The 13,592-nt window shown below is 30.7% G+C and carries 10 protein-coding genes; 7 read left to right on the top strand and 3 right to left on the bottom strand.

Annotation, left to right across the window (positions count from 1 at the left end):
- Window positions 1-2: 2 nt before the first annotated feature.
- The 3 genes from N5D03_RS00120 to N5D03_RS00110 form a co-directional block, all read right to left on the bottom strand.
- Window positions 3-2,366: a TonB-dependent receptor gene (locus N5D03_RS00120; protein ID WP_280050625.1), complete on the bottom strand. Its 2,364-nt coding sequence runs from the start codon at window positions 2,364-2,366 to the stop codon at window positions 3-5.
- 129 nt (window positions 2,367-2,495) lie between these two features.
- Window positions 2,496-4,850, bottom strand: a complete 2,355-nt coding sequence (locus N5D03_RS00115) for a hypothetical protein (RefSeq protein WP_280050624.1) — start codon at window positions 4,848-4,850, stop codon at window positions 2,496-2,498.
- Window positions 4,851-5,078: 228 nt separating this feature from the next.
- Window positions 5,079-7,289: an NADP-dependent isocitrate dehydrogenase gene (locus N5D03_RS00110; RefSeq protein WP_280050623.1), complete on the bottom strand. Its 2,211-nt coding sequence runs from the start codon at window positions 7,287-7,289 to the stop codon at window positions 5,079-5,081.
- 352 nt (window positions 7,290-7,641) lie between these two features.
- On the opposite strand from N5D03_RS00110, the gene N5D03_RS00105 reads away from it, so the two are divergent.
- The 7 genes from N5D03_RS00105 (at window position 7,642) to N5D03_RS00075 (ending at window position 13,513) form a co-directional block, all read left to right on the top strand.
- Complete coding sequence (locus tag N5D03_RS00105) at window positions 7,642-8,589, top strand: endonuclease (RefSeq protein ID WP_280050622.1); 948 nt, start codon at window positions 7,642-7,644, stop codon at window positions 8,587-8,589.
- A gap of 28 nt (window positions 8,590-8,617) precedes the next feature.
- Window positions 8,618-9,091, top strand: a complete 474-nt coding sequence (locus N5D03_RS00100) for an Lrp/AsnC ligand binding domain-containing protein (RefSeq protein ID WP_114998761.1) — start codon at window positions 8,618-8,620, stop codon at window positions 9,089-9,091.
- Window positions 9,092-9,100: 9 nt separating this feature from the next.
- Window positions 9,101-9,844, top strand: a complete 744-nt coding sequence (gene deoC / locus N5D03_RS00095) for a deoxyribose-phosphate aldolase (protein WP_125350003.1) — start codon at window positions 9,101-9,103, stop codon at window positions 9,842-9,844.
- Window positions 9,845-10,071: 227 nt separating this feature from the next.
- Window positions 10,072-10,935 carry an AraC family transcriptional regulator gene (locus N5D03_RS00090; protein WP_280050621.1) on the top strand — a complete coding sequence of 288 codons (864 nt, stop codon included), beginning with the start codon at window positions 10,072-10,074 and terminating at the stop codon, window positions 10,933-10,935.
- 170 nt (window positions 10,936-11,105) lie between these two features.
- Window positions 11,106-11,642, top strand: a complete 537-nt coding sequence (locus N5D03_RS00085) for a hypothetical protein (RefSeq protein WP_280050620.1) — start codon at window positions 11,106-11,108, stop codon at window positions 11,640-11,642.
- Window positions 11,643-11,691: 49 nt separating this feature from the next.
- Entirely contained in the window at window positions 11,692-12,498 is an 807-nt protein-coding gene (locus N5D03_RS00080) for a molecular chaperone (RefSeq protein WP_280050619.1), read from the top strand.
- Window positions 12,488-13,513 (top strand): hypothetical protein, encoded by a 1,026-nt coding sequence (locus tag N5D03_RS00075; protein WP_280050618.1) that lies wholly within the window; start codon window positions 12,488-12,490, stop codon window positions 13,511-13,513. Before N5D03_RS00080 ends, N5D03_RS00075 begins: the two co-directional genes overlap by 11 nt.
- Window positions 13,514-13,592 lie beyond the last annotated feature (79 nt).

Raw genomic sequence — 13,592 nt, 5'->3', positions numbered from 1 at the left:
TTTTACATTCTATTTACTTCATCTTGATTTCCAGTTTCGCGATTTTTTACTGATAATTTATTACTTCCGAATTTATAATTCAATCCAATTCTTATGCTTTGAGTATCCCATACATTCGCAAAAGTTTGTACGATTCCATTGTTATTTTGTGATAAATATTCTTGCGCTTTGAAAATATCTGTTGCATTCAAACTCAATTCTAATTTTTTATCTAACATCAAATATTTGAACGAAAGATTGAAACGAGCATAAGGTTTTAGTTTATAATTTTGGAAAGTTTCTCCAAAATTTTGAAAATAAATCAAGTTAATAAACATCGTTTTTTGTTGATTAAGCGTAAAATCATTTGTCGAAAATAATGAACTCGACCAACCTTTGAATCGCTTAGAAGAAATTGCAACATTTGCGCTCGAATAAGAAACTTCAAAAGTAGTAACGCTTGACCACCATTTTGTAGGATTTATCGTCATATTTTGGCTCAAACCAAAGCTATCCGAATCTACAAAATTCATCCAAACAAAAGTATTATGTTTTGTGTTCTCATCAATGATTGAAGCTTGATTGACACCATCTCTCAAACTTGAATAATAAAGTCGAGTATCAAATTTTTTGTAAGTAAAAGTAAGTTCTAAATTGTGTGTAAAAGCTGGTTTCAAAAAAGGATTTCCTTCGTTGTAAACATATTCGTTTTGTATCATTCGAAAAGGATTTAAACTTTCGTAATTTGGACGATTGATACGACGCGAATAATTAATTCCTAAACTTTTACTTTTATCAAAAGTATGCAACAAATAAAATGACGGAAACAGTTTGATATAATCTGTTTTATTCGTTTGATTATTTTCTCTCGAAAAACCTTCTGTTTGTGTTGCTTCTAATCTCAAACCAGCTTGCATCTGCCATTTTTCTCCAAACTTTTTACTTCCGTTCAAATAAATTGCTTCGTTATTTTCTTTGTATTTGAAAAGATTCGACAAATTTTCATCAAATGTATAGTTGTAATTTTCGTCTGCTTTATATGCTTCAACCAAATTATTTGATTTTGATTGCGAAAATTTAGCCCCAAAACTCCAATTGAAATTTGTTAAAGGAAGTTCTACATCAATTTTAGATGAAAAATTCTCAATACGATTGTTTAAATTACTTTTTCCACCAAAAAAAGAATCTTCTATTAACTGATTATTTTTGTAAGAATTGGTTGCATAAGTTCTATTCATAGGAGATGAATAATTGGCGTAATCGGCATCAAATGAAATCTTTTTACCTAATGAATCAAGTGCAAATTCAGAATAAAGATTGACCAAAGATTGATTCGTCTTACCATTTTCGAATGAATTTCCTTTATTTGTTTGATAAACTTCGTTCGCTAAATTCTTGAAAAACATTTCTTGTGGATTTTCTGAATTATATTTCGAATTGTTGAATGAAAATTTAGAACCAATTGTCCATTTATCGGTTAATTTATAATCAACAGAGAATCGTCCTCCTAGATATTTGTTGATATAATCTGTGTAAGAAATGTTGTGTCTGCACGCATCAGAGAAAAATAATTCGTTGTTCCATGTTCTCAGAAATCTTCTATCTCCAGCATTCAACGAAGTCTGAACTGTCCATTTATCTTTTTGTAAATTGTAAGCTGCATTGTAGCGCTCTGTGTTTCTTTTACTTCGCGTATATGATGCTCCAATAGTGGAATTCCAGCTATTATTTTTTATTTTTTTTGTTACAATATTTATAATTCCACTATTTCCTTCTGCTTCATATTTTGCAGGCGGAGTCGTGATGACTTCAATTTTTGAAATATCAGAAGCGCTAATACTTTCCAAATAATTAATCAAATCCGTTTGTGACATATAAGTTGGTTTGTCATCAATCAAAACCATTACAGAATTTTTTCCAGAAACCGCAATATTATCATTTGTTACATTCAAACCAGGAGTGATGCGCAAAACATCCATTGCAGTTCCGCCAGCAGCTGAAGTAGAGTTTTCTACATTGAAAATAAAACGATCGATTTTTCGTTCCATGATTTTCTTTTCTGCTCCAACGACAACTTCTTTCAAGTTTGTAGATGTTTTAATTTCAATCTTTCCTAAATCGATAGAATTATTCAATTGAATATCTTTCTCAAAAACAATTTCCTCAAAATAGCTGATTTCAAATTTGTACGTATTTTTCTTTGCTTCAATAGTGAATTTTCCAAGTTCATCTGTTGTTAAATTGATAATTGTATCTTGATTAGATATGGTAATATCAACATAAGGAAGCGCTTTGTTTTGCTCCGTAACTTCGCCTGTTAGAGTATAATTTTGAGCAAATAGAAAACTTGAGCTAAATAAAATGATAAGTTGAATAAATGTTTTCATGTTGAATTAATTTTAAACAAATATTCTCCAAATCGATTCTTTTTGAACTTTAAAATCGACAAACCCTACTATATTATCGACGAATTTGATTAAAACCAAAAACCTCGAGAATCTCTTGAGGTTTTTGATTTAATTTATTTTTCCTTCATAATAAACAGGATTTCCTTTTTCATCGAAACCAATTATAGTTAATTGATAATCTTTTGGTTTATCGTTGTTGAAATATTCTATTTCTGTGTCTTCTCCTGGAGCTGTATACAAATTAGGATTCCAAAATAAAGTACTTCTTATGTCATTCGGAACATCGTTGTAAAGCGACTCGTAATCATCATTGCTAAAATATGGCAGAGATTGATTGTAGCCACCAATCTGAATTAAATTATTTGGTAACATCGGCGTGTTATCAACTGGCGCATCACTTCCTCGTTTCGAGTAAATCGCAATTGCATTTCCAAGTAAACCAGCACCTTTGAAAATTTTTACCATTGCAATATCTCTAGGATTAATGCTGGTTATATTATCCGCAGTCATTTTCATTTCGTTCCAATAAATTGCAACCTCAGAATTTCTAATTTTAGGAACTCCATTAGAAACCGTTAATCCTGCAACTCGTCCCGCTAAAAAGTCCATAATATTTGTATAACCTTCTATTGGCTGAGATTCGTTCACAAAATCTATCACAGTTTCGTTTATATTATTAAACATTCCGCTACTTAATTCATTGTTCAGCTTCTCTGTTTTCGTTTTTTTGTCCGCTTTTACAACAACTTCTTTCAAGCGAATACTTTTATCATTGATGATTTTGATGTTCTGTTTATACGTATTTTGTTTCTCGATTTCCTCTTTATTTGTGATTTCTTCTAATAAATAAGGCGTTGCTGGCAATTTAGATTTATAACTTGTGCTTTTATAATTTGGTACAACAGATAAAGTTAAAGTTCCGCTATTGGCAGGTTTTCCATTTTCTGAATTCAAGAAATAATTCATCGCCATTGGCCCATAATAGAACAAATTATTCATCTCGAAGTTTCCTTCATAATCCGTATCAAGCGAAGCAAATTCTTTTCCATTATTTTGCATTTTATAGATAATACTCAACGAAGCATTGCTCAATTCTCTTCCGTTATTGTACGCTTTTACTTTGTACGAAAGATATCTACGATCATTGTCAATAGTAGGTTTTACGATGTTTCCAACCACTAAATCTTCCCAATTAAATCTTTTCCATTTTTCTGTTATTAAAAGCGCATCAAGATTTTCTGAGAATTCATTATTTTTAAAATATTGAGTTGGATGATTAATTTTCGAACTAAAATCTCTTGTCAACAACATCGCAGAAATTAAATTGTCTTCATCATTATTTTTTTGATCTTTGATAACAGCCGAAAAATTAATTTCTTCAGGATATTTTACCTTAATTGTATTTAATTCTCGAGGATTTGTTGTTGTTTCGAAAGAAATTTCTGGTTTTTTGTATGATTCTTTTGGATTGATAAATATCAAACGATTGGCAACTTCAATATCATTTGCATCAAAAATGGCAATGTTCAAAATACCTTTATCATTGTCTAAAACCTCTTTTGGAACATAAGTTGAAACCGATTCCACACTTTTTACAATTTGAGAACTCATCACAAGTTCGTTGTTAATTGTTCCAATAATTTTATAATTCAATAAAGGATTTTCTTGATTGATACTTTTTAATTGAATCACAATATCTTTGCTATTTCTAACAACTTTTAACAGAATTCCATCTTTTTTAGCTTCGGGTAAATCAATAATTTGTTGATTTCCTTTTTCGTCGTTCAATTGCACTTGATAAGATTTGCCTTCTTCAGCTCTCAACGCAAAAGTCGCAACATTCTCATCTAAATTATCAAATGTTGTAATTTTATTGGCAGGATTATTTTTCTCAAATACAAAACCATTCCATTTTTTTGGTAAATCTCCGTCCGATTTTAATCTTACAGCAAATTTAGTTGTTTGATTTTGAATAAAATTCCCACCTTCCGCAAAAGCTTTCGCATTCCATTTTAAATTTGGATTTGGAACAAGTTTTAACTTAGAATTTGGATTAAATATTTTAACTTGATTGATGTATTGAAATTCTTCTGAGAAGAAAGTCATGTACGTTGTGTAGGCTCTTACAAAGTAAATTCCTTCCTCGTTTTCGTTTTTGGTATTTAGCGTTCCGTCACTTTCACCGTTCACAATCGGAACCAGTTTTCGGTCGATTAATTTTTTGTCTTTATTGTATAATTCTACAATAAGATTTGTAGAAATTAAGCTCGGTTTGTAGCCATTTAATGTATAAGCTTTGAACCAAATATTGTCGCCAGCAATGTAATTTTCCTTATCAAATAATAAATAAACTTTTTCTTGAGCGTAATTTGTATCCAGACTTTTTATAGCCGTTTCCAATTTTGATTGCGCAAAAGTTGTAATCGAGCAAAAGTATAATGCGAGTAAATAAATATATTTCATGCGAGAATGATTAATCTAATAGAATGAATTTGAATTCTTAAAATTATCATTATTTAGACGATTTTCATTCATACTTTTTATTAAAGTTTATCATAACTTTTGATTGAATGACGATTTTTCTTCTCGAATAATGTTAATTTTTGTTAATGAATTTAATTAAAAGACTTTAAACAAAAAAAAACCTCGAGAATTTCTCGAGGTTTTAATTTATAAAGAAATGTTGTTAGATTAAATTCCGTCAACAATTGCATTTAATGTTGCAGATGGACGCATTGCAGCAGTTGTTTTAGCAAAATCTGCTTTGTAGTAACCACCAATATCTTGAGGTTTACCTTGCGCACCAATTAACTCTTCGTTAATTTTTGCTTCGTTTTCTTCCATAGCTTTTGCAACTGGAGCAAATTTAGCAGCTAAATCAGCATCTTTTGTTTGATTTGCTAACGCTTCTGCCCAGTACATTGCTAAATAGAAGTGAGAACCACGGTTATCGATAGTTCCTAATTTACGACCTGGAGATTTATCTGTAGCTAAGAATTTAGCATTTGCTTCATCTAAAGCATCAGCTAAAGTTTGAGCTTTTGCATTTCCTTGTGTTTGAGAAACGTGCTCTAAAGAAGCTTGTAATGCTAAGAATTCACCTAAAGAATCCCAACGTAAGTAACCTTCTTCTACGAATTGTTCGATGTGTTTTGGAGCAGATCCTCCCGCACCAGTTTCGAATAATCCACCTCCGTTCATTAATGGAACGATAGATAGCATTTTAGCAGAAGTTCCTAATTCTAAAATTGGGAATAAATCTGTTAAGTAGTCACGTAAAACGTTACCAGAAACAGAAATAGTATCTTTTCCTTCTCTTGCACGGCTTAAAGTTTCTTTCATAGCATCTTTAACGTCCATGATACGAATATCTAAACCTGTTGTATCGTGATCAGCTAAGTATTTTTCAACTTTTTTGATGATTTGTTGATCGTGAGCTCTTCCTTTATCTAACCAGAAAATTGCTGGAGTATCAGATAAACGAGATCTGTTAACCGCTAATTTAACCCAGTCTTGAATAGGAGCATCTTTAGTTTGAGACATTCTGAAAATATCAGAAGTTTCAACTTTTTGCTCTAATAATGTGTTTCCGTTTGCGTCTTCAACTTTGATTGTTCCGTTTGCAGGAGCTTGGAAAGTTTTGTCGTGAGAACCATATTCTTCCGCTTTTTGAGCCATTAACCCAACATTAGGAACTGTACCAATTTTAGTTGGATCTAAAGCTCCATTTGCTTTCATATCGTCTACAACAGCTTCGTAGAAACCAGCATAAGAACGGTCTGGGATGATCGCTACAGTATCTTCTTCAGCGCCATCTTTGTTCCACATTTTACCTCCGTTTCTTACCAATGCAGCCATAGAAGCATCAACAATAATATCAGAAGGAACGTGGAAGTTAGTAATTCCTTTATCAGAATTCACCATTGCTACACGTGGTCCGTTTGCTAAATCAGCTTCAATTGCAGCTTTGATTTCTGCTTCTTGTGCATGACCTTTGATTTTTTCGAATAAATCAGCTAAACCATTGTTCGGATTAATATCTAATGCTTTGAAAGTATCAGCATATTTTACGAAAACATCTTTAAAGAAAGTTTCAACGATAGCTCCAAAAATAACAGGATCAGAAACTTTCATCATTGTTGCTTTTAAGTGAGCAGACAATAATACGTTTTTATCTTTTGCTTCTTGAATCGCTTCTTGAACAAATGATCTTAAAGAGTTTAAGTTCATTACAGAAGAATCAATTACTTCTCCAGCTTTTAGAGGCGCTGCTGATTTTAATTCTTGTACAGAACCATCTTCTCCGTAAAATTTGATTGTATATTCAGTTGCGTTTTCTAACGTAGTTGAATTTTCAGTACCATAGAAATCACCGGATTTCATGTAAGCAACTTCTGTTTTGCTGTCTGTAGCCCAAGCTCCCATTTTGTGAGGATTAGCTTTTGCATAGTTTTTAACAGCTTTCGGTGCACGACGGTCAGAGTTTCCTTCACGTAAAACTGGATTTACAGCAGAACCTAAAACTTTTCCGTATCTAGCTTTGATTGCTTTTTCATCTTCATTTTTTGGTTCAGCTGGATAATTTGGTACAGCAAAACCTTTCGCTTGCAATTCTGCAATTGCTTCGTCTAACTGAGGAACAGAAGCCGAAATATTAGGTAACTTAATGATATTTGCTTCCGGAGTAGTCGCCAAAGCTCCTAATTCTGCTAAAGCATCAGGAATTCTTTGTTCTTCTTTTAAGAATTCAGGGAAGTTAGCTAAAATACGTCCAGCTAAAGAAATATCTGGAACTTCGATTGTAATATCAGCTGTTTTCGTGAATCCTTGTACGATTGGCAAAAATGAGTGAGTTGCCAACATCGGAGCTTCATCCGTAAGTGTGTAATGAATTTTTGACATTATGTTTTAAATTTTTTTGAGACTATTTTAATAATAGTCAATTAAAAATACATTTTTCAATTTTGAATGCAGAAACTGCAAACTTTGCAAATATACAATATTTAGCAGATTAAATTGACCATAAATCAATCATTTACACTAATTTTAGTATAATTTTTAACATGATTTTTGATAGGTAGTCAAGTTGATAATTTATTGAAAGAAAATTGTTCAAGTTGATAATTTTTGACTGATTTTTTTTTCAACTTTATGTATAAGTTCACTTTTGAGAAAGTCGTCTTTTTAATGCTTCTTAAGAAACCAATTTTTATAAACTTAGTTTCTTTCTTAATTTTGCATAAAAACAATTCTTTTGAAACAAAATTTAGCGACAATCGCATTTTATAATGTCGAAAATTTTTATTCTAAATCTTCAGACGAATCTTTTTTGCCCAGTAATTTTATCAAATGGAAAGATAATCGTTATGATACAAAGGTGAATAAGATTGCATTTTGCATCTCTAAAATTGGTAAATTAGAAACAAATGAATTGCCATATTTGGTTGGTTTGGCTGAGGTTGAAAATGAAGAAGTTTTAGAAGATTTGATTCAAAATGATTTTTTGAAAGATGGCGATTATAAAACACTTTTATATGAATCATTAGACGAAAGAAAAATAAATGTTGGATTAATTTATCGTCAACAATTTTTTGAAGTTATAGAAAGCGAACCAATTAGATTTATCTTTAAAGATCAGTATGATACAAAATCTTATACACGAGATATTTTATATGTGAAAGGAAATTTAGTTGGCGAAATTATTCATATTTTTATTGTTCATTTGCCTTCTAAAATTGATAAAGAAATCAATCAATTAAAACGTCAACATATTTTTAAAACGATTCGAAAAAGAATTAACGATTTGTTAACCGAAAATTATTCGGCAAAAATTGTTGTGATGGGAGATTTTAATGATGCTCCAACAAATTCTGACTTAATTGATGAATTGGATACTCGTTCTAAACAAGAAGAAATAAACAGAAACGAATTATTCAATCCAATGGTTAGTCTACAATCCTATAAAAGAGGTTCGATGATTTTTAAAAAACAATGGATGTTGTTTGATCAACAGCTTTTTTCGAAAGGATTTTTTACTTCTCACACAAATTTAGAATATATAAAAACAGATATTTTTGATGCTGATTTTTTGAAGAATACAGGCGGAAAATCAACAGGTTTACCATTTAGAACTTTTGTTGGTGGAAAATATTTCGGTGGATATAGCGACCATTTTCCCGTTTATACCATTTTAAAATATTAAATTTGTAGCGGCATAATTTTAAGAATAGGTGAGAATCCACGAAAATGGTCAGGTTGAGATTGACGGAATCGATAAGTTGATTCTGAATGCCTTTATGGACAATGCTAACATACCTGTTTCTCAATTAGCAAAAGAATTAGGTATATCAAATACGGCTGTTCATCAACGTATCAAGAAATTAGAAGCTTCTGGAGTGATTGATTCGACAAAAGTAATTGTAAATCCTTCAATTTTAGGTTATTCAACGATGTCATTTGTTGGTGTTTTTATGGACAAACCTTCTTCTTATAAATTAGTTGTGAAAGCTTTGGAAGAAATTCCAGAAGTAGTGGAAGCTCATTTTACAACAGGAAATTATGGGATTTTCCTTAAAATTTTGAGTCGTGATAATCTACATTTAATGAATGTGTTGAACAAAAAAATTCAGCAAATTGATGGCGTTACACGTACAGAAACTATAATTTCGTTGGAGCAACCAATAGATAGACAAATAAAACTTTAATATACAAAGATGAATATTAATCAATATTTAGACTCGACGTATCTTAAAACACCTGAACAAGCAGGTATTTCGAATTCTGATACATTAGAGATGGTGCATAAGTTAGCACAAGAAGCTATTGATAATGATATCTATGCGGTAATGATTCGTCCTGATTATGTAAGATCAGTTCGTGAATTATTGGATGAGAAAAAATCGAATGTTGTTTTGGGAACTGTAATTGGCTTTCCTGAAGGGACTTACGATTTGAATGAAAAGTTGAGAGAAGCGCAAAAAGCAATTGCTGATGGAGCCGATGAATTAGATTTTGTAGTAAACTACGAAGCGTTCAAAAAAGGTGATAGCGATAAAGTAAAAGAAGAAGTAGAAGCTGCAACATTAGTCGCATTGCGTGAAGGTAAAGTTGTAAAATGGATTATCGAAACTGCTGCTTTAACAGATGAACAGATTGTTGCTATAACACAATTAATTCGTGATACTGTTTTAGAAAAAGCAGGTGAAGAAAAAGCATCAAAAGTTTTTGTAAAATCTTCTACAGGTTTTTATAAAACTGAAAATGGAGAACCAAATGGAGCAAACGAGCATGTTATTAAATTGATGCTTGAAAATTCAGGTTCACTTCCAGTGAAAGCTTCTGGTGGAGTTCGCACAACAGAAGAAGCTGAAAAAATGATCGCTTTAGGCGTGAAAAGAATTGGAACATCATCTGCTTTAGCGATTGTAAAAGGAGAGCAAGGAGCAGAAGGATATTAGAAAGTTTCTACATTAAAATACGTTTTAAAAGTCTCAATATTTATTGAGACTTTTTTATTCATTAAAAATAAGCTTTCTTTTTTAGTTAATTTTTTAAAATACTTAAATAGCATATTGTATTTTATTATTTTTGGATCCCTAAAATTATAACTTGATTTATATCAAGTAATTTGGTTAAAAATGGTCGTAATTTTGCATAGATAACATTGATAAAATAGTATAGACGTATGTTGTTGAATAATCGTAAAGTTTATAATAATTTGGTTTTTGATGTAGGTATAACTGCATTTGAATTGAATGATATCCTACATACAGAAAAATTGAGAAAAGAGTTATCTGTTGATGAGTATTTTGGAATAATCTGGTCTGGTTCTAAAAAATTTGTTCATAAAATAAATGGAAAAGAATATTCGATTCCTAAAAACCATTTTCTTTTTATAGCTCCCAATATCTCTCAAGAATTTGTGAAACAAACTACTCGTACTGATGCTTATTATATTGTTTTTAAACAAGAATTTTATTCAAAATCAATCGAAGAGAACTTGAAGTTAGAAAATTCTACACTTTTTTCGCGAGATATTATAAATATTGTTGAGAATACAATTTGTTCTGCTCCAATTTTTGAGGCTAATTATTTGCAATATTTCTTTACTGCATTCGAAAATGAATTAGATATGAAGCTTGCTCATAATCTTTTGGAACGTATTATTATCAATGGTCAAATGGAAACATTTGATATGCAAAGCCAATTTATACAAGATGATTTTGATGTAGAACTTGCGACAAAATTCAAAAAACTTTTGCAAGAAAATGTCAAGGAAAATAAACAAGTATCTTTTTACAGTGATAAACTTTTTATTACAAAAAGAAGGTTAGATAAAGCAACTCAAATCGTTTTTGGAAAAACAGCAAAAGGAATGATTGTTGAAGAATTGATGAAAAATGCAAAGATTTTATTAGTCAACTCAAAAATGTCAATAAAAGAGATTGCGCTGGAACTCAATTTCCTTCAAGAAACCAATTTTACTGCGTTTTTCAAGAAAAACACGGGGATTTCTCCGACTAAATTCAGACAAGGCACTCGGAATTAAATAGTTAGAAATGTCGTTTTTCATCATCTTTTGGTATGATTTAATCTTTTAAAAATAAAAAACAACTTCTACATTTGCAATCGTATTTGAGAATAACCAATTATAAATATATAAACTACCAGATTATTTAACAAATATTTTTTAATAAATTTTTAACAAATTATAAAATGATGAAAAAATTAGCATTTATTTTAACGATTTTCTGTGCATTAGTTTCTGGAATGGCTTTAGCTCAAAAAACAGCTTCAGCAACATTGAATGTAAAATTATACCCAATTCAAACAATTCTTATTGGTACTGATAATACAGTTAACTTAGAATATCAAACAAAAGAAGATTATTCTAACGGTGTTACAAAAACTATGAACGACCACTTAATTGTATATAGTACTGGTGGTTTTGCTGTTAAAGTAAAATCTGAAAATGAAAACTTAGTTAGAAAAGAAGGTGATAGTAAAATCGATGTAAAAACAATTAACTTAGTAGCAACTTTAGGTTCAGGGAATGAATCAGGATCAACTTTCAAAGAAGTTACATTAGATAAATCAGACAAAAACTTGATTTCTAGTGATGTTGGTGGTACAGATTTAAAATTTAACGTTGCGTATAGTGGAATAGGAAACAACGATTATGTAAACAAATATTACAATGTTGAGAAACCTACCGTGTATACAACTACTGTAACTTATACAATAGAAGCACAATAATATAAAAAATAGGAAGTGGTATTGAAAAATATCACTTCTGTTTTTGCTTATGAAAGTTCTTCGTTTTTTAACAATCGTTTCTTTTTTAGCATTAATCATTTCAACTAAGATTAGTGCACAATCAGGTATTACTGTAAGTCCACCAAGGACTTATTTTGCGTTAAATCCTGGTGAGTCTGAGCGTAAAAAGATTATGGTAACCAATGTAAGTGATGCACATACATTAGAGTTGTCTGTTTCTTTTAATGATTGGAAGTATGATGAGTTTGGAGGTAATGTAGTCTCTGAACCTAATACTTTACCAACAAGTAATGCAAACTGGATCACAGTTTTACCAAGTAATACATTTACACTTTTGCCAAAAGAATCGAAAGAAATAGAAGTTCTGATGCAAGTTCCAGAAAAGATAAATGCAGAGAGTGTGCATACAGCAATGATGTACATCACGCAAACAAATCCGATTGCTGGACAAAATAAAAGTGGAGAAAATATTATATTCTCGATTCGTACAGGTATCAAAATTTATCAACGATTAAATATTGCACGTGATACAAATGTAGAGTTTACAAATTTTGTTTACGATAAAACTGAAAATCGTTTGGTGTTAAATATTTCGAATGAAGGAAATGTTTGGAGCGAAGGAACGATTAGAAATGAAATCATTAATCAAGAAAATGGTCAACAAATAAAATTGCAAGATGCAGTTTTTTATAGTTTACCAAATGATAAAAGAATTGTATATATACCATTGCCAAAGGATTTGCCAAAAGGCTCGTATATTGTTACCTCAACTTTAAGTTTTGAGAAAGATGATCAATTGAAAATTGCTGAATTGACGTTCTCAAATGATAAATAATAATTTGTTTCAGAAGATAGTTTCAACCATAACATTATTGTTGACAATGGCAGTTTCTGCTCAGTTTACGTTAAATGCTCATAATAATGGTTGGGTGCAAGTAAATGGAAGTAGTGGAGTTACGGCGGCTAATGTTGTGGCTGTAGAAATGCACATGTCTGGTCCTTTAAATTATAAAAATTGGTCTTTAGTTGCGCGTGTTGTTTCGCCTATTGTAAATTCTCAGAAAAAAGAATTTCCTGTCGAAAAACTGAAGCTAAAATTTAATAATTATACAACTTCTCAATATTATTCAGAGAATTATCCTACAATAAATCAATTAGGAGTTATTCAGAATAACATCGCGATGAGTTTTTCTCCAAATTATTTTATCCGAAATTCTCCTTTAACAATTGCAACACCAGCAGGAAAATATGGTGCAATTGTACTGAATTATGATATTGTGATTGATGCAGGAGCATATCTAAATCCTCTAAAATCATGGAACAATTATCCAATTCAATTCGAGTTTTCTTTATTGAATGAATTTGGAACCCTGATTGGTAAAAGTCTTTTTTCGATTGAAATGCAAATTAGTCCAAACGGAAATTACGAATCAGCTCCGGCGTTTTCTATTGCGGTCGATGGTTCTGCTGTAAATGCAGAATTGGTTTTCAATACAATACAAGATTATAGAAATGGTGTAAAGAAAGAATATCAAAACGGCTTAATAGTTTCTTCTGATACTGCTTACGATATTCAAGTTTCGTCGCTTAATCAATATTTACAATCGAGTGATGCACAGAATTTGGAATTAAATTCAATCAATGTTCAGATAAAAGACATCGAAACAAATAATCTTTCTAAAGTTATAAAACTTTCGAATTACAATCAATCATTGATGACGAATAGTTCTAAAACAGCTTCAAAAAAATACAATATTATTTATTCTACAACTCCGTCGGATAATAAAATTTTGAATAGTAAACCAGGGAATTATTCAACTTCTTTGCTGTACACGATTACACCTTTGTAAAACAATATGTTCTTTTCAATCAGTTATTTTCGAAGCGTATTTTTTATTCTGCTTATGCTTGTTAGCGGACAAAATTTGC

Source organism: Empedobacter sp. GD03861, assembly GCF_029840885.1.
Lineage (GTDB): Bacteria > Bacteroidota > Bacteroidia > Flavobacteriales > Weeksellaceae > Empedobacter > Empedobacter falsenii_B.
This window is presented reverse-complemented; position numbering and strand designations above follow the sequence as displayed.